Genomic DNA, 26,054 nt, shown 5'->3' with positions numbered 1-26,054 from the left:
CATCAATAGCTTACCACTGGACAATCGGGCTGCAAGGGTTTCTGCGGCGAGCAATCTGCCTCTTGTATTGCACCTGGACCATCATGCTATTCTTGCATTGCCCTGACCACCTAGAGAAGACATGACCCGCTCGCTCCCCCATACCCTGCACACTACGCTGCGCACCGCGCTGCGCACTGCGCTGTGCACCGCGCTGTTCGCCGCCCTCCCCGCCGTCGCCCAAGTCAAGACGCCGGCCACGCCGGAAAAAATGAACCAGTTGTATAGCGACTACTGGGAAGACTACCTGCGCGAAAACCCGATCGCCGCCACCTTCAATGGCGACCATCGCTACAACGACCGCTTCGGCCCGACCTCGTCGGCCGAGAGCCGCAAGCAGACCCGCGCGCTGGCCGAGAAATACCTCGCCAGCAGCGACAAGTTCGATCCGGCGCCGCTGCCCTCGGAAGACCGCATCAGCTATGATCTGCTGCGCTACCGCCTGCAGCAAGACCTCGACAGCCTGCGCTTCCCGTCCGACCTGGTGCCGGTCGATCAGTTCTCGGGCCTGCATCTGCTGATGGCGCAACTGGGTTCGGGCGCGTCGACGCAGCCGTTCCAGACCGTGCAGGATTACGAGAACTGGCTCAAGCGCGCCGCCGGCTACGCGCCGGCCGTCGACGACAGCATTGCCAATATGCGCGCCGGCATCAAGCAGGGCATCGTGATGCCGAAGGCGCTGATCCAGCGCGTGCTGCCGCAGCTCGAGAACGTCGGCAGCGACAATCTCGACACCAGCACCTATATGGGTCCGACCAAAAAATTCCCGGAGTCGTTTAGCGCCGCCGACAAGGCACGCTTGACCGCGGCCTACGGCAAGATGGTGCGCGAACAGCTGGCGCCGGCCAACCGCAAGCTGCTGGCCTTCATGAAGGACACCTACCTGCCTGCGGGCCGCGACACGGCCGGCATTGGGTCCCTGCCAGGCGGCAAGGAATGGTATGCCTTCCTCGCGCGCCGCTCCACCACCACCGATCAGACGCCGGAAGAAATCCACGAGATCGGCCTGCGCGAAGTCGCGCGCATCCGCGCCCAGTTCGAGGAAGCCAAGGTCAAAGTCGGCTTCCAGGGCACGCTGAAGGAATTCTTCAATCACCTCAACACCGCGCCCGAGCTGCGTTTCAAGTCGCGTGAAGAAATCCAGGCAGCCTACGAGGCGATGCGTCCGCGCGTCGAGGCCAAGGTCGACCAGCTGTTCGCGCGCGTGCCCAAGGCGCCGTTCGAGATCCGTCCGGTGGAAGCCTTCCGCGAAGTGAGCGCCGCCCCGGCCTCTTACCAGCGCGGCTCGGTCGACGGCAAGCGTCCCGGCGTCTTCTACTTCAACGCCTACAAGCCGGAGACCCGCACCAACTTCACGACCACCGCCTTCTTCCTGCACGAAGCGATTCCCGGGCACCACTTCGAGCGCAGCCTGGCGCAGGAAACCACCGGCCTGCCGGCCTTCCGCCGCTTCGGCGGCAGCACCGCCTTCTCGGAAGGCTGGGGCCTGTACAGCGAAATGCTGGGCCAGGAAATCGGCATGTACAACGACCCATGGCAGTGGGTGGGCCGCCTGACCGCCGAAATCTGGCGCGGCGTGCGCCTGGTGGTCGACACCGGCATCCACTCGAAAGGCTGGACCCGCGAGCAGGCGATCGCCTACTTCATGGACAACGTGCCGCAGAACGAAGTGACTGCGGTGCAGGAAGTCGAGCGCTATATCGCGATTCCCGGCCAGGCCCTGAGCTACAAGATCGGTGAACTGAAGCTGCGCGAACTGCGTACGCGCGCCGAGAAGACCCTGGGCAAGGACTTCGACCTGCGCGCCTTCCATAACGAGGTGCTGTCGCACGGCGCGGTGCCGCTCGACGTACTCGAAGCGGCGACCGACCGCTGGATCGCGGCCCAGAAGAAGGGCTGATCGGGTTTATTCCGGAGTTACCTCCACCTCCTGGCTGACCACGGTGCGACGGCCATCCCGGCCGACCACCGTGGCCGTTACCGTGTAGTTCCCCGGCGCCGAGAAACTGTGGCTGGCGCGCGCGCTGGCCACGCCGGCGCGCTCGTCGATCCGACGCGCCGTCCCGCCACTGCCATCACCCCACGACCAATCGACGCCGCGCGTGCCGACCTGGTCGCCATCCACGAAAGACACCGATGCCTGCAGCGGCGCACCGACCTCGATCGTGCGTTCAGCGACGATCGGCCCAACCGTGTGTCCGGCTTTGCGTCCATCATTCGGCTTGAGTAATACCAGTCCGGCATTCGAGCTGGCCACGATCTCGCCCCGGTCATTGATCGCCATCGCGTGTTCAAGCACCAGCGTCGGCGGCACGCGGCGCAGGCGCCGGTTCAGGTCCAGCATGCCGCCGTTAGCGCTCCAGACGAAAGCGCGCATGGCGCCGGCCTTATCCTCGGCAAAGCCGACGATCTGCCCCTTCGCATTGACGCCGCGCGCGACCGAGGTCCTGCCTCCCAGGGTGCCGAGTTCGCGCATGCCGCCGCGCCGCGTCCACGACATCGCGCGCTGGCGTCCGTCGGCAAAACCGATGCCGCCCGCGATGTGCAGGCCCGGCGTCATCGCATTGACCCAGGCCGTGGTGCCGCGGCCGATCCCGAGGTCGACCATGCCGGTGGCGCGCGTCCACAGGAAGGGCCGATCGCCTCCATCGTCCCAGGAAGGTAGACGATTGCCCGCCACCTCGCCACCGGCGCCGACGGCCACGGGCGACGATTCGACGCTGCCCAGCGTGTCGATGTCGACCAGGCCGCTCGCGCGGGTCCAGGCGAACACGCGCGTGAATTCGTCGTCGATCGTGGTCACGCCGGCGATCAGGCCGGCGTCGTTGAGCACGCGGCCGGCAGGTTGCTGGAAGGCCGGCGTGACGCCCAGGTCTTCCACGCCGCCGGCATGGCTCCAGCGGAACGGACGCGCCGAGTCGCCGAACGAGCCGGTGACGACGCCGCGGTTGTTGATGGCCCAGCCGTACGAGCGGCCCCGGCCCGGTTCGGCGCGGATGTCGAGCATGCCGCCGCCCGCACTCCAGACGAAGGCGTTCTCGACGCCCTGTTCGTTGACCGAGGTGCCGGCGACCTGGCCGGCCTCGTTCAGGCCGTTCGCGTAGGCGATGCCGCCGCCTAGCGAGCCGATATTGCGCACCGAGGCGCCATCATAAAAGAAGCCGGCCGTGCGGTTGCCATTCACCATCGAGAATGCGACCTGGCCCGCGGCGTTGATGTGCGGGTAGGTCGCGATCGTGCCGGGGCCCAGATTGATCACGCGGTAGCTTGCAGGCGGGCCGCCATGCCTGCGCTCGGCCTGGGAAGCATCCGGCGCCGGCTGCGCGAGCGCCGCATTGGCGGCGCCTGTGAGCAGGAGCAGCGCAACAAGACGACGCATCTTCTCCGAGGTGGGGCGTATCGGTACGTCATGGCTTCGAGCGAATCGCATGTTTTCTCCATAAAAGATGAACGCCGGGCCCGCTGCCCGGCAATATCGGGCGACGGGCTCGATCATCTGTCAGGGGCGCCGCGCACGATCACGACCGGCGCAGAGCCGTGCGCTCATCTGTCCTGGGCCAAGGCATGCTGTGGCGTGCATCGCACAGCTTTCGTGCACACGATATGAGGCGTTGTCTTACACGCGTTAAACAGCCTGATATTTACTGTTAAATTATTAATCCCGGCACCCCTGCTCATCCCTGTATTACTTACTGGTCCTGTCATGAAAACTTTTCACTGCGATAAGTGCGCACAGCAAATATTTTTTGAGAATACGCTCTGCTTCAATTGTGAAAGTACGCTCGGCTACCAACCGCTGACCCGCAGCATCAACAGCTTCGAACAGACCGACGACGGCCTGTGGCGCAGCCTGAACCGCAGCGACGCGGGCAAAATGTACAAACAATGCGCCAATTACGTCCAGCACAATGTGTGCAACTGGATGCTGCCGGCCGACGATCCACACGATCTGTGCGAGTCGTGCCAGCTGACCGTGGTCATCCCCGCGCTGTCGACCGAAAAAAACCTCATCCTGTGGTCGCGCCTCGAAGCGGCCAAGCGCCGCCTGCTGTTTTCGCTGGCGATGCTGAACCTGACCCCGGCATCGAAGGAAGCCGAACCCGAAACCGGCCTGGCCTTCCAGTTCCTGGAAGACGGCGTGAGCGATCAATGCGTGATGACCGGCCACGACAATGGCCTGATCACGCTGAACATCGCCGAAGCGGACCCGGCCGAACGCGAACGCACGCGCGAACAGATGCACGAACGCTATCGCACGCTGCTGGGACACTTCCGTCATGAAAGCGGCCACTACTACTTCGACCGCCTCGTGGTCGGCAGCAAGTGGATCGATGAGTTCCGCGCCCTGTTTGGCGACGAACGCCAGGACTATGGCGAGGCGCTCAAGCGCCACTACGACGCCGGTCCGGCCGCCGACTGGGAGTCGCGCTTCGTGAGCAGCTATGCCAGCTCGCACCCCTGGGAAGACTGGGCCGAGACCTGGGCCCATTACCTGCACATGATCGACACGCTCGAGACGGCGCATGCCTGCGGGCTGGCGCTCAAGCCGCGCAAGGCCGACGAACCGGTGCTCGACGGCATTACCCTGCCCATGAAGGCCGATTCGTTCGACGACACCCTGCACGACTGGTTCGCGCTGACCTATGTGCTCAATAGCCTGAACCGCAGTATCGGCATGCCGGATTCCTACCCCTTCAAGCTCAGTACGCCGGTACTGGAAAAGCTGGAATTCGTGCACAAGGTCGTGCGCTCACGGGCGGTCAAGGCTGCGGCCTGACACGGCGGGACGCTGCCCCATCGTGAGGCGGGAGCGCGAATTTTCATCACGACGGTGCGGCGCGCCATAAATTGGTGCGCCGCCGTTTCAGCGCGTCTGGGTCTGGGTTTGGGTTTGGCTCTGCGTCTGGGTCTGCGTTTGAGTCTGTGTTTGGGACTGTGTCTGCGCCGGAACGGCGTCAGGCGCCGGCGGCGCCACCGGGATCAGGAAATCGCGGCTGATCCCATTGCCCAGTTCGTCGACCGACGCCAGGAAACGCGTCAGGAACTCGTGCAGGCCTTCTTTCAGGATGTCGCCGATCGAGGCCGCCCTGAGCTGGCCGTACAGCCCTTCGGCCAGGCGCTCGGTGTCGTGCGACAGCTCATTGCGCACATCGTGCAGGTTGGCGACGACGGCGCACATGCAGGCGACCAACGAGCGCGGCATCTTTTCGTTCCCGATCAGGAGCGCCGCCACCCTTTCCGGCGTGATGGCGTCGCGATACACCTTGCGGTAGATCTCGAACGCCGATACCGAGCGCAACAGCGCCGCCAGGTAGTAGAACTCGCCCTGGGCCCCGGCCTGGATCGTGTCCGACGCCAGGAACCTGAACTTGACGTCGAGGATGCGCGCAGTATTGTCGGCCCGTTCCAAGAAGGTGCCCAGGCGAATGAAGTTGAACGCTTCGTCCTGCAGCATCGTGCCCAGCGTAACGCCGCGCGACATGTGCGAGCGGTACTTGACCCATTCCAGGAACTGGCTGGGATCGCGCTCGAACAGGCGGTCCTTCAGGTGCTGCTGCAGCATGAGCCAGGTGGTGTTTTCGGTCTCCCATACCTCGGTGGTCAGGGTGCCGCGCACGGCCCGCGCATTCTCGCGCGCCGCCCGCAGGCAGCTGGTGATCGACGACATATTGTCCGGATCGCGCACCATGAAGTCGATGACGTCCTTCTGCGTCAGCGCGCCGTACTTGGCCGAGAACTGCGATTCCAGTTCGGACACACCCAGCATGGTGCGCCAGCCCTGCTGCTCGGCGCGCTCCGATTGCGGCATCAGCGAATACTGGACGCGCACGTCGAGCATGCGCGCAGTGTTCTCCGCCCGTTCGGTATAGCGGGCCATCCAGTACAAATGATCTGCGGTGCGGCTCAACATGCTAATTCTCCAGTATCCAGGTGTCTTTCGTGCCGCCGCCCTGCGACGAGTTCACCACCAGCGACCCTTCCTGCAATGCGACGCGGGTGAGCCCGCCCGGCACCATCGACACGGTCTTGCCCGACAAGACGAAGGGGCGCAGGTCGATATGGCGCGGCGCGATGCCCGACTCGACATAGGTGGGGCAGGCCGACAACGCCAGCGTCGGCTGGGCGATATAGCCCTCCGGATTGGCCACCAGGCGCGCGCGGAACGCCTCGATCTCGGCCGCGGTCGAGGCCGGCCCGACCAGCATGCCGTAGCCGCCGGCGCCGTGCACTTCCTTGACCACCAGTTCCGGCAGCCTGGACAGGGTATAGGCGAGGTCTTCCTTCTTCCGGCACTGGTAGGTCGGCACGTTGTTGAGGATCGGCTTTTCGCCCAGGTAGAACTCGATCATGTCCGGCACATACGGGTAGATCGACTTGTCGTCGGCCACGCCGGTGCCGATGGCATTGGCCAGCGTCACCCGGCCGGCGCGCACCGCGTCGAGCAGGCCCGGCACGCCCAGCGTGGATTCGGGACGAAACGCGAGCGGATCGAGGTAGTCGTCGTCGATCCGCCGATAGATCACGTCGACCTGCTTCGGCCCGCGCGTGGTGCGCATGTAGACGGTGGCGCCGCTGACGTACAGGTCTTGCCCCTGCACCAGCGCCACGCCCATCTGCTGGGCCAGGAAGGCGTGCTCGAAATAGGCCGAGTTATGCATGCCGGGCGTGAGCACGACCACGGTCGGGTCCTGGCTGCCGTGCGGCGCCACGGTGCGCAGGTTGTCGAGCAGCAGGTCGGGATAATGCTCGACCGGCGCCACCCGGTTGCGCGCGAACAGCGCCGGGAACAGCCGCATCATCATCTTGCGGTTTTCCAGCATGTACGACACGCCCGACGGCACGCGCAGATTGTCTTCCAGGACGTAGAACTCGCCCTCGCCTGCGCGCACGATATCGACGCCGGCAATGTGGGCATAGATGTCGGACGGCAGCTTGACGCCCTGCATGGCGGGCCGGTACTGCGCATTGTTCAGGATCCGCTCCGGCGGAATGATGCCCGCCTTGAGGATCGTCTGGTCGTGATAGACGTCGTGCAGGAAGCGATTCAGGGCCGTTACGCGCTGGACCAGGCCGGCCTGCAGCCGGGTCCACTCCGCGGCGTTGATCACGCGCGGAATGATGTCGAACGGGATCAGCCGCTCCTTGCCGGCGTTATCGCCGTAGACGGCGAAGGTGATGCCCACCCGCTGGAAATTGAGTTCGGCTTCGGCCCGTTTCTGGTCGATCAGATGGGACGGCTGCTGTCCGAGCCAATTGGCGAACGCGCCATAGTGAGGCCGTACAGTTGCCGCATCGGAATACATTTCATTGTAAAAGTGTGGCATCGGTTCCTCCTGCCAAGAAGTGCTATCAAGAAACGTGCCAGCGGTGCGAGCGCATTTGATGGATGGATTATATTGCGGGTACAAATCATGCTTAAACACCCCTGAACTGCGCCAATTTTTTGCGCCTGAAAAACGCGCGGACATCGACCCGCGCCGCACCCGAAAGGCACTCTCCCATGGCCATCCGTATCGCGCTACACCACAAGACCAGCTATCGCTACGACCGGCTGGTAAAGCTGTCGCCGCATGAAGTGCGCCTGCGCCCGGCGCCCCATGCGCGCACCCCGATCCTGTCGTATTCGCTGACGGTGCAGCCGCAAGACCATTTCATCAACTGGCAACAAGACCCCTACGGCAATTACATCGGACGTTTCGTCTTCCCCGAAGCGACGGACATCCTCGAGTTCACGGTCGACCTGGTTGCGGACATGACCGTCATCAACCCCTTCGATTTCTTCATCGAGAGCTATGCCGAGACCTTTCCCTTTGCCTATCCAGCCGCGCTCAAGACCGAGCTGAGTCCCTACGTCCAGGCCGAAGCGCCCGGTCCGCGGCTTCTGGAATGGGTCGCCGCGATGCGCGCCGACCTGCTGGCCAAGCCCATGAGCACCAATGACTTCCTGGTGGCCATCAACCAGCGCCTGCAGCGCGACGTCGCTTACCTGCTGAGGATGGAGCCGGGGGTGCAGACGCCGGAAGACACGCTCGAAAAAGGCTCCGGCTCCTGCCGCGACACCGGCTGGCTGCTGGTGCAGATCCTGCGCGAGCTGGGCCTGGCGGCACGCTTCGTCTCCGGCTACCTGATCCAGCTGAGCGCCGACCAGGCCGCACTCGACGGCCCCAGCGGCCCGCTCGAAGACTTCACCGACCTGCATGCGTGGACCGAGGTGTACATCCCCGGCGCCGGCTGGATCGGGCTCGACCCGACTTCGGGCATGCTGGCCGGCGAAGGCCATATTCCGCTCGCCTGCACGGCGATGCCGTCGTCGGCCGCGCCGGTCACGGGCTTTTCGGACAAGGCCGAAGTCACCTTCGTCCATGAGATGAAGGTCACCCGCATCCATGAAGATCCGCGCGTGACCAAGCCCTATACCGAACAGGATTGGCAAGCCATCGACCGCCTGGGCCGGCAGGTCGATGCCGATCTGCAGGCCCAGGACGTGCGCCTGACCCAGGGGGGCGAACCCACTTTCGTCTCGATCGACGATATGGACGGGCCGGAATGGAATACCCTCGCCCACGGCGACAAGAAGCGCGAGCTGGCCGGCAACCTGATGCACCGGCTGAAGGAGCACTTCGCACCGGGCGGCATGCTCCATTACGGCCAGGGCAAATGGTATCCGGGCGAGCCGCTGCCGCGCTGGGCGCTCAATATCTTCTGGCGCGTCGACGGCCAGCCGATGTGGTCCGACCCCGAGCTGTTCTCGGACGAACACCTCGACGACGGCTATCGCAGCGAAGACGCCGGTCGCTTTACGGTGGAACTGGTCAAGACGCTCGGCCTGCCCGCAGGCAGCGCGATCGCGGCCTATGAAGACGTGCTGTTGCAGGCCCAGCGCGAGCAGGCGCTGCCGCGCAATCTGGACCCGCTGCAGGCCGACCTGAAGGCGCCGGAGGAACGGCGCCGGCTGGCGCGCCTGCTCGAGCGCGGCCTGGGCCAGGTGGCCGGCTACGTGCTGCCATTGCAGGCGAGGGAATACGATCCGGCCGTCATGCTGGGCACCAGCTGGCGCACCTCCCCCTGGCCGCTGCGGCGCGAAAACCTGTACCTGATCGAAGGCGACTCGCCGATCGGCCTGCGCCTGCCGCTGGCCACGCTGCCATGGGTGCTGCCCGAGGAACGCGATCCCGATTTCGACGTCGACCCGTTCGCGCCGCGCGCCGCGCTGCCGGCGGCGAAAAAAGACAAGCGCCCGGTGCTCGGCCTTGCCGCCGGCAAATCGGCGGACAAGGCCGGCAAGGCGGCCGCCCCGGCCGCCCCAACTGAGTCCGCGCCGCGCGACGTGATCCATACCGCGCTGTGCGTCGAAGTGCGCGGCGGGCGCCTGCACGTCTTCATGCCGCCGCAAAAACGCATCGAGGATTACCTGGCGCTGGTGGCGGCGGTCGAGGCCACGGCCGCCAGGCTCAAGATGAAGCTGCGGATCGAAGGCTATGCGCCGCCGCGCGACCCGCGCATCAAGCTGCTCAGCGTCACACCCGATCCGGGCGTCATCGAGGTCAACATCCATCCGGCGGCCACCTGGGACGAGCTGGTGCACAATATGACGACCCTGTACCAGGAAGCGCGCCTCACGCGCCTGGGCACCGAGAAATTCATGCACGACGGCCGCCATACCGGCACCGGCGGCGGCAACCACGCCACCCTGGGCGGCGCCACCGCCGAAGACAGCCCGATGCTGCGCCGCCCCGACCTGCTCAAGAGCCTGATCACCTACTGGCAAATCCATCCGGCCCTGTCCTACCTGTTCTCGGGCACCTTCATCGGGCCGACCAGCCAGGCGCCGCGGGTGGACGAGGCGCGCGACGACAACCTGTACGAGCTGGCGATCGCCTTCCAGCAGATGGACCAGGTACTGCCCACCATGCACCCGGGCGACAAGCCGTGGATGGTCGACCGCCTGCTGCGCAACCTGCTGGTCGACCTGACCGGCAATACGCACCGCGCCGAATTTTCGATCGACAAGCTGTATTCGCCGGATGGCCCCACCGGGCGCCTGGGACTGGTGGAATTCCGCGCCTTCGAGATGCCGCCCCACGAACGCATGAGCCTGTTGCAGATGCTGTTGCTGCGCGCGCTGGTGGCGCGCTTCTGGAAACAGCCCTGCCAGGCCAGGCTGGTGCACTGGGGCACCGCCCTGCACGACCGCTGGATGCTGCCGCATTTCGTGGCCCAGGATATCCGCGATGTCGCGCGCGACCTGCGCGCGGCCGGCTATGCCTTCGAAGACAGCTGGTTCGATCCCTTCATCGAGTTCCGCTTCCCGCGCTTCGGCAGTGTCGTCTACGAGGGCGTCGAGATGGAGTTGCGCCAGGCGATCGAGCCATGGAACGTGCTGGGCGAGGAAGTCTCGGCCGGGGGCACCGCGCGCTATGTCGATTCGTCGGTCGAGCGCATGCAGCTGCTGGTCACCGGCCTGACCGATGGCCGCCACGTGGTGGCCTGCAATGGCCGCCTGCTGCCCCTGCATCCGACGGGCGTCCCGGGGCAATACGTGGCCGGCGTGCGCTTCCGGGCCTGGAGCCCCTGGTCGGCGCTGCACCCCAGCATCAAGGTGCAGGCCCCGCTCGTGTTCGACCTGGTCGACACCTGGAACGGACGCTCGATCGGCGGCTGCACCTATCATGTCGTGCATCCAGGCGGGCGCAATGAAACCGGTTCGCCGGTCAATGCCAACGCCGCCGAGGCGCGCCGGTTTGCGCGGTTCTGGCCGCATGGCCACACGCCGGGCCCATTCACCGTACGCAAGGAGGAACTCAATCCAGGCTTCCCGATGACGCTGGATTTGCGCTGGCAGCCGGTTTGACCTATTGTTTCGTACCAAACGTATTGCTGCCTTCATGTCCAACCAGTTACTAGCCCACTATCTCGCCGCGCCCGACGGTTTCGATGAAATGCTCGACGCGGCCAAGACGCCGCGTGCCCACTGGCGCGCGCTGCTCGCCAACCTGGAGCAGGAAGCGCCGGGCATGATGCGCCAGCGGCGCGAGATGGTGCAGCGCCAGGTGCGCGAGAACGGCGTGACCTATAACGTCGCCGCCGACGCCCACGGCAAGGAGCGGCCATGGGACCTGAACGTGCTGCCGCTGATCCTGCCGCATGAGGAATGGAGCGGCATCGAGGCGGCCGTGATCCAGCGCGCCACCTTGCTCAACAAGATTCTGGGCGATGTGTATGGCAAGCAGGAGATGCTGCACGAAGGCCTGCTGCCGCCGGCGCTGGTCGACGGCCATGCCGGCTTCTTGCGCCCTTGCCACGGCATGCGGCACCACGACGACGTCGCCCTGCATTTCTATGCGGTCGACCTCGCGCGCGCGCCCGATGGCCGCTGGTGGGTCATGGCCGACCGCACCCAGGCGCCATTCGGCGCCGGCTATGCGCTGGAAAACCGCGCCATCATCGCCCCCACCTTCCCCGACCTGCTGCGCGAACTGAAGGTGCAGCCTCTCGGCAGGTTCTTCCGCACCATGCACGACAGCCTGGTGCACTGGGGGCGCATGTGCGCGGCCACCGGCGACCATCCCGCGCCGCTGCGCGAGGGCGAGGCGCCGCTGATCGTGCTGCTTACGCCCGGCCCGCGCAGCCAGAGCTACTACGAACAGGCCTACCTGGCGCGCTATCTCGGCCTGCCGCTGGTCGAAGGCGGCGACCTGACGGTGCGCGACGGGGTGGTGTACCTCAAGACCCTGGCCGGCCTGCACCGGGTGCATGTGATCATGCGCCGGGTCGACGACGAATCGTGCGATCCGCTCGAACTGCAGCACTCGCTGCTGGGCGTGGCGGGGCTGACCCAGGCCGCCATGCGCGGCAATGTGCTGGTCGCCAACAGCCTCGGCTCGAGCCTGCTCGAATCGGGCGCCCTGCTCGGCTTCCTGCCGGCGCTGTCGAAGCGCCTGCTGGGCGAACCCCTGAAAATGCCGTCGGTGGCCACCTGGTGGTGCGGCGAGCCGAGCGCGCTGGACACCGTCATCGCCAGGCTCGATCGCCTGGTCATCAAGCCCAGCTTTTCACAGCGTCCGCAGGCTGCGCTGTTCGGCCAGGACCTCGATGGCGAGGCGCGCGCGGCCTTCGTCGCCAGGATGCGCGCCAACCCCAACGATTACATTGCCCAGGAACTGGTGCGGCTGTCGCAGTCGCCCGTATGGCGGGACGGGCCGGCGCCCGGCCTGGAGGCGCGCGCCGTCGGCTTGCGGGTGTTTGCCTGCGCCACCCCGAACGGCTACGTGGTGATGCCCGGCGGCCTGACCCGGGTCGCTACCGGGCCGGATGCGCGGGTGCTGACGATGCAGATGGGCGGAGCCAGCAAGGACACCTGGGTCCAGGCGCGAGCCAGGGTCGAAGTGCACCGCCTGCAGCAGCGCAGCATCTCCGGCCGCGACCTGGTGCGGGAAGACACCAACCTGTCGAGCCGCGTGGCGGAAAACCTGCTGTGGTTCGGACGCCATGCGGAACGCACCGACAATATCTGCCGCCTGCTGCGGGTCGCGCTCGATTTTTTGTTCAACGTCCGTTTCGACCAGCGCGGCGCGGAATGGCCGACCGTCGAGGCGCTGTGTATCTGGTTCGGCCTGCTCGACGAAGGGAAAAAGCCGGCCACGCCAGGCACAACCCAAACCGGCCCCATCTTTACCGATGCCGAGATCGAGTCGGCCCTGCTGACGGCGGTTGTCTCGCCTACGGTTCCCGGCCTGGCACGGCAGCAGCAGCAGTTGCACCGGCTTGCCGGGCAGCTGCACGAACGCTTCTCGGTCGACAACTGGCGTGCACTGAACCGGATGGTGCAACCCGCCGCCTCCGTCGGCGAGCGGCCATCGCAGTCGGGGGTCATGACGATCCTCGACGATGCCGCCGCCGCGCTGATGACGCTGGCCGGCTTCGCCCTCGATGGCATGACGCGCGATCTGGGCTGGCGTTTCATGTCGATCGGACGCCGCCTGGAGCGGCTGCAATTCCAGAGCGTGGTGCTGCAACGCGCGCTCGCGATGGACGGGAGCGGCAACCTCGACTGGCTGCTCGAGCTATCCGACAGCATCATCACCTACCGTGCGCGCTACCGGGCCCAGCCCGAATGGCTGCCGGTGCTCGACCTGCTGCTGCTCGACGAGACCAATCCACGCTCGATCGTCTTCCAGCTCAACGGCATCCTGGGCACGCTGGGAAAGATCGAACAGACCCATGGCCCCTGCGGGACGCATATGCTGGCGCCCCTGAAAACGGAACTGCTGGCGCTCGCTCCGGACATCGACCTGAAGCACGGCAATCACCTGCTCGGCGGCTTGCTCGACCGGATCGGGCGCGCCAGTGCGGCCCTGTCCGAGCAGATCAGCGTGCAATTTTTCAGCTATACCGACAACGGTCGCCAAAGGAACCGCACGTCATGATCGATTTCGCGGCGAACGGCGCATGCGCGCGCTATCGCGTGGTGCATGAAACCCGCTACCGGTACAGCAGCACCGTGACCCTGTCGCAGCAGTTCCTGCACCTGACGCCCCGCTCCTTCCCCTGCCAGCAGACCGAATCGCACCTGATCTGGCTCGACCCGGCCGTCAACGACGGCAAGGATGGCGTCGATTACTTCGGTAACATCACCCGCCACGTGGCGCTGACCGTGCCGCACGACAGCCTGCTGGTGCACGCCGAATCGACGGTCGGGCTGCGCGCACGCTATACCCTGGCGCAGATCGCCGGGACGCTGCCGTGGGAATGCGTGCGCGACATGATGGGCAAGGAAAAAAGCGCGGCGACGCTCGAAGCCTGCCGCTATCTGTACGCGTCGCCGCATGTCAGGAGCTTCCCGGAGCTGGAAGCCTATGCCCGCGCCAGCTATACGCCGGGCCGGCCGCAACTCGATGCCGCGCTGGACCTGACGCACAGGATCTTCGACGACTTCGAGTTCGACGACAAGGCAACCGAGATCTCGACCCCGCTGGAACAGGTATTGCGCGGCCGGCGCGGAGTCTGCCAGGATTTCGCCCAGCTGATGATCGGTTGCCTGCGCAGCATCGGCCTGCCCGCGCGCTATGTCAGCGGCTACATCCTGACCCATCCACCCGAAGGCAAGCCGCGGCTGGTCGGCGCCGACGCCTCGCATGCCTGGGTCTCGGTGTTCTGCCCGGCGCTGGGCTGGGTCGACTTCGATCCCACCAATCGCTGCCTGGTGCAGCATGAACACATCACGCTGGGCTGGGGACGCGATTTCAGCGATGTGACGCCGATGCGCGGCATCGTGCTCGGGGGCGGCAAGCAGGAGCTCGAGGTGCAGGTGACGGTGACGCCCTTGCCTCTGCCGGGTGAGGCGTAAGGGCGGGCATCGCCTCAACTTTCCTGTGCGCCGTCCCGACGCCCCGGGCCGGGCGCAATCCCCATGCCTGTGCCGCCTCCACCGCCGCCCATGCCACCGCCTCCCTTGTTACCGGGACCGCCAGCCTCGCCTTTCCCCCGCCCCGCGCCACCTTGCGTGCGCGTCGGCCCCTGCAGCGGAATCATCACCTCGCCCGGCATCGGTTCGAGATCGAGCGCCGCGCGGATGAACGTGCGCAGGCTGACGACCAGCTCCGCCGTATGAATGGGCCGCCCCGCCGCCAGGTCGGCCGCCGCCTGCGCCGCCAGACGGCAATGCTCTTCGGTGCCGAGCAGCAGGATGTCCGCCAGCGCGGCTTCGACGGCATCGCGGATGCGGCGCGAGCGGTCCGAGTTCGCCGTCCCCTCGCCTTGCCCCTCCTCGCCCGACCGGATCCGCTCGCGCAGGTCGCGCAGATGCGTCGGATCGACCGTCAGCTGCCCGGTGAACGAGCCGCCCAGGGTGCGATAGGCCGCGATCAGGGTTTTCAGGCGCTCGTTGATCTGGCGGTTCATACGCTCGCGGCGCTGCTGGATGGTCTGCATCATGAGGATGCGGATGCCCACGCCCAGCAAGGTCAAAACGGCAAGCCCGATGATCGTCGTCATCGCGCCTTGCCATGAACTGAAATCCATATAGCGCATCCTGGCTCCGGTGGTTGTCTTCGATACAAGACAGTGTATCGATTCAAGAAAATACGCCTCGGCCGGTTGATTTTTTGCGCCCGATGTCACATAACCGTCGCCTTGCTCGTCTATCAGGTAGCCGGCCTGTTCGCCGGCATCGACTCGTTCAACCTGAGGAAACAAGACAAATGAATCGCGAAAACTGGTTCCAGGCCTCGCCCGAAGGCGCCAAAGCCCTGGGCGGCGTCCATCACTACGTCACAAAGAACACCAATCTTCCCTCCCAGCTGATCCACCTCGTCTTCCTGCGCGTTTCGCAGATCAACGGCTGCGCGCATTGCATCGACCTGCATTCGCGCGACCTGATCAAGGAAGGCATGTCGGTCGACAAACTGGTGCTGGTCCCGGTCTGGCACGAAGCGGCCTACCTGTTCTCGGACCAGGAACGGGCGGCGCTGGCCTGGGCCGAAGAAGTCACCCGTGTCAGTGAAACCCATGCGTCCGACGAGGCCTATGCCGCGGCCTCGAAAGCGTTCGATTCCAGGGACCTGGTCGACCTGACGATCGCCATCGCCGCCATGAACGCGTTCAATCGCATGGGCGTGAGCTTCCGCCTGAAGCCGGCCGCCAGAGCCTAGCCGCAGGCAGGCTTGAATGAGGCTGTGTCGTGAAAGCATCATTCAAGCGTGCGTCAGCACGTCGCGCACCGCAAACGGCGGACATCCGCCGTTTTGTCACACGCCTGTCATTACACGGGCGGATGATGGTCAAAAGTGAGCTCCGGCATGTGTTCACGCCGGACCGGCCAACGCTACCCGGGTGCGCAGACATCATGTACAAAAGCGACAAGAAGCTCTTGATCCTCGACGCCGACGGCACCACCATCGATGCCTTCTCCGCCATCGAAGCGGCATTTTCCCACCATGGCCTGGTGATCGGCGACGAAACCCGGTTCCAGAAGCGGCACAAGCTGCTCAAGTACATGGGCGGGCTGAAGGAATTCCCGTCGATCATCCGCAAGAACCTGCGCAAGAACAGCCGCGCCCAGCTGATCGACACCCTCACCGGCATCTACCGGCAAGAGGCCCGGCTCTATGACGGCATCGCCGACCTGATCCGCGAGCTGATCGCCGCGCCCGACATCACGGTCGGCATCGTCACGCGCAACGTCACGATCGAGCCGCTGGAAACCCTGCGCCAGCTATTCCTGCGCCACGACATCGACATCGCCGAACTCGACTTCCTGGTCCACATTCCCCTCAAGGAGACCAAGACCGCCCAGTTCCGCGCCACCCGCGAACAGTTCGGCGTCAACCCGGCGCGCGCCTTCATCTGCGGCGACGAACACAAGGACTTCATGGCGGCGGTCAGCACCGGCATGCACCCGTTCATGGTCTCCTACGGCTTCGAATGCCACGACCGCCTGACGACCAAGTTCGAGATCCCGCACGAGCTGATTTCACGCAGCTCGGCCGAGCTGTGCTGCCGGATCCGGCACGCCCTCGACCTGGGCGTGCTGGCTCAGGCGCCGTACCAGAACAGCAGCAGGCTGATGGCGCCGAATATCCAGTAGTCGACCGGCGCGCCGAATGCCCAGTGCTTATGCCAGGGCACGAGTTCCTGCTTGAAGCGGCGCCAGCCGAAGGCCGGGTTGATGACGAACCACAGGTAGTCCTCGACGATCCAGAACAACATGATCGACGCCGCCACGCTGGCCTCGAGCTTCCATGACCACTGCCCCATGAAGAACAGCGGGAAGTGGAAGATCAGCCCGATGAAGGCGAACATCCACAGGTGGTAGCCGGTCAGCGCGCGCCCGCCCATGAAGATGTCGAGCAGCGGATGCTGCTCGATACGCCAGGTCGGCAGGTTCGCCGCCCAACCGGCTTCGCCCTCGATTTCCACTTCCACCCGCGCAAACAGGTAGGCCGCCACCAGTACCGCACCCACCATCGATACGACCCTGCCACCATCCGACAACTCAACCATAAGCCTCTTCACATAGATGTTCACACTGCGGTTCACACTGCGGTTGACACTGCAGTTCCGACTGGCCCAGCACGGTTTCCAGCACCTGCATGGCGGCGTGCGGCCGGCCCAGCGCCCGCGCACGGGCGGCCATGGCCTGCAGCTGTTCGGGATGCGCCAGCAGGTGGCGCACCCGGTATTCGAGGGTGGACAGGTCGGACGCCTTGAGCGCCGCCCCCTGCTCGAGCAGGTAGTTGGCGTTGTGCTCTTCCTGTCCCGGAATCGGCGCATTCACGATCATCGGCAACCCCATCGCCAGGCATTCGGCGCTGGTGGCGCCACCCGGCTTGGTCACCACCAGGTCGGCAGAGGCCATCAGGCGCTCGACGCGGTCGGTAAAACCTTGCGGCGCCAGCCGGCCCGGATAGCGCACCGCCAGCCGCTGCAGGGCCGCCAGCTCGGCCGCGTTCTTGCCGGCCAGGGCGATCAGCTGGAAGTCGCCAGGGATGCTCAGGAGCTTTTCCGCCACCCGGCTCAAGCCACCCAGCCCGGCGCCGCCGCCCATCAGCAGCAAGGTCGTCACGGCTGGGTCGAGGCCGAGCTCGCGGGCGCATTCTTCACGGTCGTGCGCCTGCGAGAACGCCGGCATGGTGGGGATCCCGGCCACATGGACCGCATGCGCCGGGATGCCCTGCTCGCGCATGCGAAACGCCACCTCGTCGTTGGCGGCGAAATAGCCGGCGATGTGCGGGTGGATCCACATGCGGTGCAGGTCGAAGTCGGTCACCTGCACCCAGACCGGACAGGCCAGCTTGCCGGCCGCGATTCTCTCCGACAGGATCTCGGCCGGCTGAAAGTGGGTACAAATGACGGCATCCGGCGCCAGCGCGGCGATCTCGTCGGCCAGCAGGCGGCAATCGCGCCGCTCGACCCAGCGCCGCAGGCGGTTGAACCAACCGTCCGGCTTGGCCTCGTCGGTCAGCCGGTACACGTGGCGCCACAGGCCGGGTGCGCGGCCGATCAGGAGAAGATAGAAGTCGGTATAGACCTTGCGCAGGCGCGGCGCGGCGAAGGCCATCGCGTCCAGGTGGATCACCTTGACGTCGCCATAGTCGGCAGCGGCGCGCGAGCGGATGGCCTCGGCGACCCGGGTATGGCCGGCGCCGGCAGGAATGCTGAGCAAGAGAATCTTTTTCCCAGCAATGCCTTGTTGAAAGTCGCCCTGCCTCATGCACACGTCCCTCGGGTCACGGTATGCAGGCGAATGTAATCGCGAAATATGACCCGCCCGTGACGGCGGGGTGGACAATTACGCGAGGGCCAGCGACTCGCCCTGCTTGAGGATGGAGCGGAACAGGCGCAGCTGGCCGGCCGTGGTGTCGTCCCAGCTGAAGCCTTCGGCGTAGCGGCGCACGGCGGCGCGGTCCGGGTAGTTCGCGCGCAGCCGCGTGACGCCTTCGGCCACGCCCTCGGAGCTACGCTCGTTCATCAGCACACCCGCCTCCGGCGCAGCCACGACTTCGGGCGTGCCGTACACGCGGCTGGCCACCACCGGGGTGCCGCAGGCCATCGATTCGAGCAGCACATTGGCCCAGCCTTCGCGGCTGGACGACAGCACCATCGCGTCGGCCTTGCCATACTGGACGCGCAATTCCTGCTGCGAGACGGCGCCCAAAAAGGTGACGCGGTCTTCCAGCTTCAGCTCGCGCGTGAGATTTTCGAGCATGCCCCGGTTCGGGCCTTCGCCGGCGATCACCAGGCGCACGCCCGGCAACTTGGGCAAGGCGCCGATGGTCAGCTCCTGGGCCTTGACCGGCACCAGGTGGCCGACCGTGATCAGGGTGAACGGTCTATCTTCGCGCTGCTCCGGCGGGCGGAACAGCTGCAGGTCGACGCCGTTGCGCAGCGCGACGACGCGCGCCGGATCGATGCCGAGGCCAATCACCTCATCGCGCAGCGCATTGGCCACCGTGATGATGCCGTCGGCGCGGCTGGCGGCCCAGTGGATCATCTTGCGCGGCAACGCGAATTTGGGGAACAGCGTGATGTCCGAACCGCGCGCGGTGATCACGAAAGGCTTGTTGAAGTAGCGCGCCAGCATGGCCGCCGCCACGCCGTCCGGATAGAAATAATGGGCGTCGATCAGGTCGAAATCGAAGCCCTCGTCGATCATGCGCGCGATCGTGCCCTTGGCCGACTGGAACAGCAGCGCCGGCGCCACGTTCATGCCGATCTTGGGCACCACCAGGTACGGCGGATGCTCGACCTGGATGCCGTGACGCACCTCCCGGCGCGGCACCCTGGCCTGGCGCGCATATTGGCCGAAGCGCGGATTCTGCGACGGGAACCACGGCGCCGGCGCCACCACGCGCGCCTCGACCTGGCCGCTGGCGACCAGGTGACGCAGCCGGGTTTCCACAAAAATGCCGTGGCCCGGCTTTTCGCTGTTGGGGAACAGCGTGCTGAACGTCAGGATCTTCATCAGGCCGCGGCTCCGGTCAGGCGGCCGTAGATGCTCTTGTAGCGGCCCACGCTGGCTTTCCAGTTACGCTCGCTCTCCACGAACTCGCGGCCGGCCGCGCGCAGCGCCGGCCATTCGGCCTGGGCGTCGATCAGGGCGCCGACCTTGACTGCCAACGCCTGCGGATCGTCGGCCTTGAACAGCACCCCGGTCTTGCCGTCGACGATCAGTTCCTTGTGGCCGCCCACGTCGGACGCCGCCAGCACCCGGCCCTGGGCCATCGCCTCGAGCGGCTTGAGCGGCGTGACGAGGTCGGTCAGGCGCATCGACAGGCGCGGATAGACCAGCACGTCGAGCAGGTCGTAATACATCTGCACCTGCTCGTGCGGCACCCGGCCCGTAAACACCACCTTGTCGACGATGTCCAGGTCCTTGGCCAGCTGGCGCAGGCGCGCGTCTTCGGGCCCGCCGCCGACCAGCAGCACGCGCAGGTCGGGACGCTCGGCGGACAATGCCGGCACCGCGCGCAGCAGGATGTCCAGGCCCTCGTAGGCATAGAACGAGCCGATGAAGCCGATCAGGCGCGCGCCTTGCAGGCCGAGCTTGGTCTTGAGGTCCTGGTCGGCCACGCCGCCGACGGCGAACTTGTCGATGTCGACGGCGTTGGGGATTACCGTGATCTTGTCGGCCGGGATGCCGCGCGCCACGATGTCGCGGCGCAGGCCTTCGCAGATGGTGGTGACGGCATCGGCCTGCTTGAGCGCATGGGTTTCCAGCGCGCGCGTCAAGCGGTAGCGCAGGCCGCCCTCGCTCGAGGTGCCGTGGTCGACCGCGGCGTCTTCCCAGAACGCGCGCACCTCGTACACCACCGGGATGCCGAATTTTTTACCGGCGCGCAAGGCCGCGATCGCGTTGAGCGACGGCGAGTGGGCGTGCAGCACGTCCGGCTTGATCTGCGGGATGATCTCGGACAGGCGGCGCTCGAGACCGTCGATGACCTGCTTCTGGTTCAGCACCGGCAGCTTGGCCAGCGGGCTGTCCGCGACCGCCGTGCGGTAGAAATGCAGGCCGTCCACCGTTTCTTCGCGCATGTCTCCCGAGTTCTGCTTGGAGCCCGTCACATGGAAGGTCTCCCAGCCCAGCGCGCGCTGTTCGCGCAGGATCGATCGGGTGCGGAAGGTGTAGCCGCTGTGCAGCGGAATCGAATGATCCAGGACGTGGAGAACACGCATGAGGAATTCCTTTACGAGCGTTAGCGGCCGGTGGCGCTGAGGTAGCCGCAGGTGTCGATGATCACCTTGTCGGCGAACAGCGACTCCTTGAGCGACAGGAACGGCTTGTGATTGACCAGCATGACGACGATCTGCGAACGCGCCAGCGCATCCTGCGGCGTGCGCAGCTCGCCCTTGTCCAGGCTGGCCGGCAGCGCCGAGATATTCGGCTCGACCACGATCACGCGGCTGTTGTGCGTTTTCGCGATCTCGGCGGCGATGTCCAGCGCCGGGCTTTCGCGCAGGTCGTCGATGTCCGGTTTGAAGGCCAGGCCGAAGCAGGCGATCGTCACGTCCGATTCCTTGCGCTCGGGGTTGGCGACCAGGTAGTTCTGGACTTCTTCCCTCACCTTTTCCAGCACCCAGTGCGGCTTGTAGTCGTTGACTTCGCGCGCTGCCCTGATCAGCTTCGACTGCTCCGGCGCGCTGTGCACGATGAACCACGGGTCGACCGCGATGCAGTGGCCGCCCACGCCCGGTCCCGGACGCAGCACGTTGACGCGCGGATGGCGGTTGGCCAGCGCGATCAGTTCCCACACATCGATGTCGAGCTTGCCGCAGATGACGGACAGTTCGTTGGCGAAGGCGATGTTCACGTCGCGGAAGGAATTCTCGGTGAGCTTGCACATCTCGGCCGTGCGCGAGTTGGTCTCGATGCACTCGCCCTGCACGAAGGTCTGGTACAGCGCGATGGCGCGCTCGGAGCAGGCCTTGGTGATGCCGCCGATGATGCGGTCGTTCGACACCAGCTCGTGGATCACCTTGCCCGGCAACACGCGCTCGGGGCAGTAGGCCAGGTTGATGTCGGCTTCGTCGTCCGGGCCCAGCGGGATTTTCAGGTCAGGGCGCTCTTCGGCCAGCCATTTGGCCAGGCTTTCGGTGGTGCCCACCGGCGAGGTCGATTCGAGGATGACCAGGTCGCCTTTTTTGAGCACCGGCGCGATCGAGCGCGCCGCTGCTTCGACGTAGCTGACGTCGGGTTCGTGGTTGCCGCGGAACGGGGTCGGCACGGCGATCAGGAAGGCATCGGCCGGCTGCACCGTGGTCGAGGCCTTGAGGTAGCCCTGGTTGACGGCCGCGGCGACGATCATGTCGAGGTCGGGTTCGACGATGTGGGTCTGGCCGCTGTTGATGGTGTCGACCGCATCCTGGTTGATATCGACGCCGATGACGTTTTTCTTGCGGGATGCAAACATTGCAGCGGTTGGGAGACCAATGTAACCCAGACCGATCATCGAGATAGTATCAAAGGTGCTGCTCATGTTTTTCTCTTAAAAAGTTAAGGATGCGGGTCGCGGCGGTGCCGTCGCCGTAGGGATTGGTGGCCGAACTCATGCGCTCGTATTCGGCCGGGTCGGTGAGCAGCGTGCGGATGCCGCCGACGATGGAATCGATGCCGGTGCCGACCAGGCGCACGGTGCCGGCTGCCACCGCTTCGGGCCGCTCGGTGGTATCGCGCATGACGAGCACTGGTTTACCGAGCGATGGCGCTTCTTCCTGGATGCCGCCGGAATCGGTCAGCAGGATCGCCGCGCGGTTCATCAGGTAGACGAAAGGCAGGTAGCTCACCGGGTCGATCAGGTGCACGTTCGGATTGCCCTTCAGGATACGTTGCACCGGCTCCTGCACGTTCGGATTCAGGTGCACCGGATACAGTACTTCGACATCGGGCATGCGGCTGACTTCATCCAGGGCGCGGCAGATGTTCTCGAAGCCGTCGCCGAAATTCTCGCGCCGGTGGCCGGTTACCAGGATCAGTTTCTTCTTGCTGTCGAGGAAGTCGAACTGGGCTTCCATCTCGCGCTTGAGCCCGGCATCGGTGTCCAGCCGCTTGACGACGTCCAGCAAGGAATCCACCACCGTATTGCCGGTGACGCAGATATTCGCGGCCGGCACGCCTTCATTCAGCAGATTCTGCCGGGCGTGCTCGGTCGGGGCGAAATGCAGGCTGGCGATCACGCCGGTCAGGCAGCGATTGACCTCCTCCGGCCATGGCGAGTAGATGTTTCCGGTACGCAGGCCCGCTTCCACATGGCCGACCGGTATTCTCTCGTAATACGCGGCGAGGCTGGTCGCAAAAGTCGTGGTAGTATCGCCGTGAACAAAAACAACATCCGGACGCCACTCGCGCAGCACGCCGCGCATACCCGTGAGCACCTTCGAGGTGATATCGGAAAGATCCTGGCCCGGGGTCATCAGGTTCAGGTCGAAATCGGGCGTGAGCGAAAACAGGCTCAATACCTGGTCCAGCATTTGCCGGTGCTGGGCGGTCACGCAGACCTTGACATCGACGTCGGGCGATTCGGACAGTACGCGCACCACGGAAGCCATTTTGATTGCTTCCGGTCGCGTCCCGAAAACGGTGAGAACTTTAATAGTCATCTAGTTGATTGCTGTCGTGAGACGATCGGAGGCGGCAAACGCCAGTGCGCATTCTGGTAGGATGTCAACGGCGTTATGTTTCCTGATGGATAATTTTTTGACCAGGAAATTATACATCAAGCAATCTGATACGAATTTCAATCGTGCGTTCCTATCGGAAAGCCCAACACCCCCTCCCAGCCCCGCCGAATGCGGCCTCAAGGCGTAAAGACACCTGCGATACTACCGCATCCGTTAAAAATAAAATAAGCGATTTTTGTGGTCAATAGCACAACCATACCCTGGTTGCGCCATTAATAACTTGACCACGCCCTGCTACACGACGCTATTCCACGATTTCGACAGGCGCATGGCGCAGTTGATCAGGCCAACCATCGAATACGTCTGCGGGAAGTTGCCCCACATTTCACCGGAGACCGGGTGCGTGTCTTCCGACAGCAGCCCCAGGTGGTTGCGCGCCGCCAGCATGGCCTCGAACACCTCGCGCGCTTCTTTCGTGCGCCCGATCCGCGCCAGCGCGTCGATGCGCCAGAAGGTGCAGATATTGAAGGCGGTCTCGGGCACGCCGAAATCGTCCGGCGCCTCGTAGCGGCGCATATAGGGACCGTCGCACAGCGATTTTTCCAGCGCGTCGACGGTGGCGACGAAGCGCGGATCTTTCGGGTCGATGAAATTGATCTCGGCCATCAGGAGCACGCTGGCGTCCAGGTCGCGTCCGCCGAGGCTTTCGGCGAAGGCCTGACGCTCTTCGCTCCAGGCTTCCGCCAACAGGCGGTTGCGGATCAGTTCGGCGCGCTCGGCCCAGTAGGCGGCGCGGTCCGGCAGCTCCAGCACGTCGGCGATCTTGGCCAGGCGGTCGCAGGCGGCCCAGTTCATCAGCACCGACGAGGTGTGCACGCGGGCCCGGGTGCGCAGCTCCCACATGCCGGCGTCCGGCTCGGCCCACACGCGGAAGGCTTGCTCGCCCACCGCCTCCAGCAGGCGGAATTCGGGAAGGCCGGCGCGGCGGAACAGGCGGTGGTCGAAGAAGGCCTGGGCTGCGCCGAGCACGATATTGCCGTACACATCGTGCTGGAAGTGTTCCTGCGCCTGGTTGCCGATGCGCACCGGGCGGTGGTTGCGGTAGCCGGGCAGGTGCTCGACGATCGATTCGGGCAACTGCTCCTCGAGGCCGATGCCGTACAAGGGCTGGATGTGCCCGCCCTTGGCGCGCGCCACCACATTGCCCAGCCAGCGCAGGTAGTCTTCCATGGTGCCGACCTCGGACAGGCTGTTCAGGGCCCGGATCACGAAGAAGGCGTCGCGCAGCCAGCAGAAGCGGTAATCCCAGTTGCGCTCGCTGCCCGGGGCTTCCGGAATGCTGGTGGTCATGGCGGCGATGATGGCGCCGGTGTCCTCGAACAGCGACAGTTTCAAGGTGATCGCGGCGCGGATCACGACGTCCTGCCATTCGAGCGGCAGCGCCAGGCGGCGGGTCCAGGTGCGCCAGTAACCGATCGTCTCCTTCTCGAAGCGGTGGGCGGTGTCCTTGATGCCGTCGGCCAGGGTCTCGTCCGGTCCCAGCATGAAATTCATCTGCCGGTCGAGCAGGAAGAACGATTCGGACAGCACGTAGCTGAGCGAAGCGTCGGTATTCAGGCGCAGCGTCTGGTCCGGTCCAACGTAGCGGATATGGTGGCTGCCCTGGGTGACCTCGGGCTTTTTCGCGCCATATTCGAAGCGCGGCCGCAGCTTGATGCGCACCCGCACGCCGGCGCCGAGCGGTTTCACGCGCCGAATCAGCATCAGGGGCCGGAACATGCGGTCGCGGCTCAGGAAGCGCGGCGCGAAGTCGGTGATCTCGATGCCATTGCCGGCCGCGTCATACAGGCGCGTGCGCAGCACCGCCGTGTTCGGCTCATAGGCTTGCTCGCTGCGCACGACGTCCTCGAGCTCGATGCTCCACAGGCTGCCGTTCTCGCTCGGGTCGAGCAAGGCGTTGAACACCGGATCGCCGTCGAAGCGCGGCAGGCAAGACCACGCCACCCGGCCCATGCGGTCGATCATGGCGCTGAAGGCGCAATTGCCGACCACGCCGCAATCGAGGGAGCCGGGCGCGTCGTTCACTGCGGTCGATGAGGACTGCTGGGAAACTTCGTTCATGCTGAATCCTTTCGTATGGTTGACGTGGCGGCGGCGTGCGCCAGCGCATCGCGCACCGCCTGGCTCGATGCGATGCGGCAGCTGGCCACCGTCGGCCCTGGCCCGACCTTGAGGCCGATGCCGCCGACGCGCTCCACGTGATCGAAGCCGGCTTCGTCGGTGGTGTCGTCGCCGATGAACAGCGCGCGATGCCCGACGAACGGCGCCTCGGCCAGGAAGTCGCGGATCGCCGTGCCCTTGCTGACGCCGGCGGCCTTGATCTCGACGATCATCTTGCCTTCCATCAGCAGCAGGCCCAGGCTGCTGCGCACCGCGTCCGCCATGGTCTCGACGCACAGCGCCTGCAGTTCCGGCGCCTGCCGATAGTGCAGCGCCAGCGCGCCATGCTTTTCCTCGACCCAGAGGCCAGGATGGCGCGCCGCCAGCGCATGGGCCCGGGTCCGCACCGTGGAAAAATCCGGCGCCGGCAGCTGGCGCAGCGCGCCGTCGAAGCCGCGCCGCTCCATGCCGTGCACGCCCGCCGCCGGCAAGACCAGCGGCGCCAGCATCCGGTCGAGCTCGGCGATGGGGCGGCCCGAGACGATGGCCAGCCGGCCGTCCAGCCGCCCTTGCAAGGTCGCGAGCGAAGACAATAGTTCGGGCGTCACGACCACCTGGTCCGGGCGCGGCGCGATGTCCACCAGCGTGCCGTCGAAATCGAGGAAGAGTGCGCAATCGGGCGCGGCCAGCAGGTCCAGCGCCGCCTGTTCGTTCATCATGATGGTCGCATTCATATGTCC

General features: G+C 65.4%; 19 protein-coding genes. 7 read left to right on the top strand and 12 right to left on the bottom strand.

Annotated elements, in window-relative coordinates:
- Positions 1–121 precede the first annotated feature (121 nt).
- Entirely contained in the window at positions 122–1,939 is a 1,818-nt protein-coding gene (locus AC3A6F_RS22775; protein ID WP_487685388.1) for a DUF885 domain-containing protein, read from the top strand.
- A 6-nt stretch (positions 1,940–1,945) separates the two neighbouring features.
- On the opposite strand, the gene AC3A6F_RS22770 is transcribed toward AC3A6F_RS22775, so the two are convergent.
- Positions 1,946–3,418 (bottom strand): PKD domain-containing protein, encoded by a 1,473-nt coding sequence (locus AC3A6F_RS22770; protein ID WP_487685385.1) that lies wholly within the window; start codon positions 3,416–3,418, stop codon positions 1,946–1,948.
- Between the two features lie 324 nt (positions 3,419–3,742).
- Here AC3A6F_RS22770 and AC3A6F_RS22765 point away from each other — a divergent pair, with 324 nt between their 5' ends.
- Complete coding sequence (locus tag AC3A6F_RS22765; protein WP_487685383.1) at positions 3,743–4,816, top strand: zinc-binding metallopeptidase family protein; 1,074 nt, start codon at positions 3,743–3,745, stop codon at positions 4,814–4,816.
- Positions 4,817–4,903: 87 nt separating this feature from the next.
- On the opposite strand, the gene AC3A6F_RS22760 is transcribed toward AC3A6F_RS22765, so the two are convergent.
- Positions 4,904–5,950 (bottom strand): alpha-E domain-containing protein, encoded by a 1,047-nt coding sequence (locus tag AC3A6F_RS22760; protein ID WP_487685380.1) that lies wholly within the window; start codon positions 5,948–5,950, stop codon positions 4,904–4,906.
- Between the two features lies 1 nt (position 5,951).
- Positions 5,952–7,364 (bottom strand): circularly permuted type 2 ATP-grasp protein, encoded by a 1,413-nt coding sequence (locus AC3A6F_RS22755; protein ID WP_487685377.1) that lies wholly within the window; start codon positions 7,362–7,364, stop codon positions 5,952–5,954.
- 176 nt (positions 7,365–7,540) lie between these two features.
- Between AC3A6F_RS22755 and AC3A6F_RS22750 the strand changes: the two genes are divergently transcribed.
- The 3 genes from AC3A6F_RS22750 to AC3A6F_RS22740 are packed head-to-tail and all read left to right on the top strand — an operon-like array spanning position 7,541 to position 14,386.
- Positions 7,541–10,891, top strand: a complete 3,351-nt coding sequence (locus AC3A6F_RS22750; protein ID WP_487685374.1) for a transglutaminase family protein — start codon at positions 7,541–7,543, stop codon at positions 10,889–10,891.
- Positions 10,892–10,925: 34 nt separating this feature from the next.
- Complete coding sequence (locus AC3A6F_RS22745) at positions 10,926–13,466, top strand: circularly permuted type 2 ATP-grasp protein (protein WP_487685371.1); 2,541 nt, start codon at positions 10,926–10,928, stop codon at positions 13,464–13,466.
- Complete coding sequence (locus AC3A6F_RS22740; RefSeq protein WP_487685368.1) at positions 13,463–14,386, top strand: transglutaminase family protein; 924 nt, start codon at positions 13,463–13,465, stop codon at positions 14,384–14,386. Before AC3A6F_RS22745 ends, AC3A6F_RS22740 begins: the two co-directional genes overlap by 4 nt.
- Positions 14,387–14,400: 14 nt before the next feature.
- Here AC3A6F_RS22740 and AC3A6F_RS22735 read toward each other — a convergent pair whose 3' ends face one another.
- A complete protein-coding gene (locus AC3A6F_RS22735; RefSeq protein WP_487685529.1) occupies positions 14,401–15,069 on the bottom strand; it encodes a hypothetical protein in 669 nt (222 codons plus the stop codon).
- A gap of 170 nt (positions 15,070–15,239) precedes the next feature.
- Here AC3A6F_RS22735 and AC3A6F_RS22730 point away from each other — a divergent pair, with 170 nt between their 5' ends.
- Together AC3A6F_RS22730 and AC3A6F_RS22725 are read left to right on the top strand one after the other, a co-directional pair.
- Entirely contained in the window at positions 15,240–15,689 is a 450-nt protein-coding gene (locus AC3A6F_RS22730; RefSeq protein WP_487685365.1) for a carboxymuconolactone decarboxylase family protein, read from the top strand.
- Positions 15,690–15,883: 194 nt separating this feature from the next.
- Entirely contained in the window at positions 15,884–16,624 is a 741-nt protein-coding gene (locus tag AC3A6F_RS22725; protein WP_123068536.1) for an HAD family hydrolase, read from the top strand.
- Here AC3A6F_RS22725 and AC3A6F_RS22720 read toward each other — a convergent pair.
- From AC3A6F_RS22720 to otsB, 8 genes are all read right to left on the bottom strand, one after another.
- Positions 16,573–17,040, bottom strand: coding sequence for a hypothetical protein (locus AC3A6F_RS22720; protein ID WP_313165287.1), 468 nt, complete (start codon positions 17,038–17,040; stop codon positions 16,573–16,575). The genes AC3A6F_RS22725 and AC3A6F_RS22720 overlap by 52 nt on opposite strands.
- Positions 17,033–18,250, bottom strand: coding sequence for an MGDG synthase family glycosyltransferase (locus AC3A6F_RS22715; RefSeq protein WP_487685362.1), 1,218 nt, complete (start codon positions 18,248–18,250; stop codon positions 17,033–17,035). Before AC3A6F_RS22715 ends, AC3A6F_RS22720 begins: the two co-directional genes overlap by 8 nt.
- Positions 18,251–18,328: 78 nt before the next feature.
- Positions 18,329–19,501: a glycosyltransferase family 4 protein gene (locus AC3A6F_RS22710; protein ID WP_487685360.1), complete on the bottom strand. Its 1,173-nt coding sequence runs from the start codon at positions 19,499–19,501 to the stop codon at positions 18,329–18,331.
- Positions 19,501–20,712: a TIGR04063 family PEP-CTERM/XrtA system glycosyltransferase gene (locus tag AC3A6F_RS22705; protein WP_487685357.1), complete on the bottom strand. Its 1,212-nt coding sequence runs from the start codon at positions 20,710–20,712 to the stop codon at positions 19,501–19,503. The genes AC3A6F_RS22710 and AC3A6F_RS22705 overlap by 1 nt, the downstream gene beginning before the upstream one ends.
- 20 nt (positions 20,713–20,732) lie before the next feature.
- Positions 20,733–22,013 carry a UDP-N-acetyl-D-mannosamine dehydrogenase gene (wecC, locus tag AC3A6F_RS22700; RefSeq protein ID WP_487685354.1) on the bottom strand — a complete coding sequence of 427 codons (1,281 nt, stop codon included), beginning with the start codon at positions 22,011–22,013 and terminating at the stop codon, positions 20,733–20,735.
- Positions 21,997–23,133, bottom strand: a complete 1,137-nt coding sequence (gene wecB / locus AC3A6F_RS22695) for a non-hydrolyzing UDP-N-acetylglucosamine 2-epimerase (protein WP_487685351.1) — start codon at positions 23,131–23,133, stop codon at positions 21,997–21,999. Before wecB ends, wecC begins: the two co-directional genes overlap by 17 nt.
- A 315-nt stretch (positions 23,134–23,448) precedes the next feature.
- Positions 23,449–25,275, bottom strand: a complete 1,827-nt coding sequence (locus AC3A6F_RS22690; protein WP_487685348.1) for a glycoside hydrolase family 15 protein — start codon at positions 25,273–25,275, stop codon at positions 23,449–23,451.
- Positions 25,272–26,048 (bottom strand): trehalose-phosphatase, encoded by a 777-nt coding sequence (otsB, locus tag AC3A6F_RS22685; protein ID WP_487685345.1) that lies wholly within the window; start codon positions 26,046–26,048, stop codon positions 25,272–25,274. The genes AC3A6F_RS22690 and otsB overlap by 4 nt, the downstream gene beginning before the upstream one ends.
- Positions 26,049–26,054 lie beyond the last annotated feature (6 nt).

It is taken from the genome of Massilia sp. Soil_C_3 (assembly GCF_057657035.1).
Note: the sequence above shows the minus strand (reverse complement) of the source record. Positions and strands in the feature narration are given on the sequence as shown.

Excerpts from the sequence above, each read along its gene's own strand:
- AC3A6F_RS22775 (WP_487685388.1), top strand. The coding sequence starts at position 122 with ATGACCCGCTCGCTCCCCCATACCCTGCACACTACGCTGCGCACCGCG.
- AC3A6F_RS22770 (WP_487685385.1), bottom strand. The coding sequence starts at position 3,418 with ATGCGTCGTCTTGTTGCGCTGCTCCTGCTCACAGGCGCCGCCAATGCG.
- AC3A6F_RS22765 (WP_487685383.1), top strand. The coding sequence starts at position 3,743 with ATGAAAACTTTTCACTGCGATAAGTGCGCACAGCAAATATTTTTTGAG.
- AC3A6F_RS22760 (WP_487685380.1), bottom strand. The coding sequence starts at position 5,950 with ATGTTGAGCCGCACCGCAGATCATTTGTACTGGATGGCCCGCTATACC.
- AC3A6F_RS22755 (WP_487685377.1), bottom strand. The coding sequence starts at position 7,364 with ATGCCACACTTTTACAATGAAATGTATTCCGATGCGGCAACTGTACGG.
- AC3A6F_RS22750 (WP_487685374.1), top strand. The coding sequence starts at position 7,541 with ATGGCCATCCGTATCGCGCTACACCACAAGACCAGCTATCGCTACGAC.
- AC3A6F_RS22745 (WP_487685371.1), top strand. The coding sequence starts at position 10,926 with ATGTCCAACCAGTTACTAGCCCACTATCTCGCCGCGCCCGACGGTTTC.
- AC3A6F_RS22740 (WP_487685368.1), top strand. The coding sequence starts at position 13,463 with ATGATCGATTTCGCGGCGAACGGCGCATGCGCGCGCTATCGCGTGGTG.
- AC3A6F_RS22735 (WP_487685529.1), bottom strand. The coding sequence starts at position 15,069 with ATGCGCTATATGGATTTCAGTTCATGGCAAGGCGCGATGACGACGATC.
- AC3A6F_RS22730 (WP_487685365.1), top strand. The coding sequence starts at position 15,240 with ATGAATCGCGAAAACTGGTTCCAGGCCTCGCCCGAAGGCGCCAAAGCC.
- AC3A6F_RS22725 (WP_123068536.1), top strand. The coding sequence starts at position 15,884 with ATGTACAAAAGCGACAAGAAGCTCTTGATCCTCGACGCCGACGGCACC.
- AC3A6F_RS22720 (WP_313165287.1), bottom strand. The coding sequence starts at position 17,040 with ATGGTTGAGTTGTCGGATGGTGGCAGGGTCGTATCGATGGTGGGTGCG.
- AC3A6F_RS22715 (WP_487685362.1), bottom strand. The coding sequence starts at position 18,250 with ATGAGGCAGGGCGACTTTCAACAAGGCATTGCTGGGAAAAAGATTCTC.
- AC3A6F_RS22710 (WP_487685360.1), bottom strand. The coding sequence starts at position 19,501 with ATGAAGATCCTGACGTTCAGCACGCTGTTCCCCAACAGCGAAAAGCCG.
- AC3A6F_RS22705 (WP_487685357.1), bottom strand. The coding sequence starts at position 20,712 with ATGCGTGTTCTCCACGTCCTGGATCATTCGATTCCGCTGCACAGCGGC.
- wecC (WP_487685354.1), bottom strand. The coding sequence starts at position 22,013 with ATGAGCAGCACCTTTGATACTATCTCGATGATCGGTCTGGGTTACATT.
- wecB (WP_487685351.1), bottom strand. The coding sequence starts at position 23,133 with ATGACTATTAAAGTTCTCACCGTTTTCGGGACGCGACCGGAAGCAATC.
- AC3A6F_RS22690 (WP_487685348.1), bottom strand. The coding sequence starts at position 25,275 with ATGAACGAAGTTTCCCAGCAGTCCTCATCGACCGCAGTGAACGACGCG.
- otsB (WP_487685345.1), bottom strand. The coding sequence starts at position 26,048 with ATGAATGCGACCATCATGATGAACGAACAGGCGGCGCTGGACCTGCTG.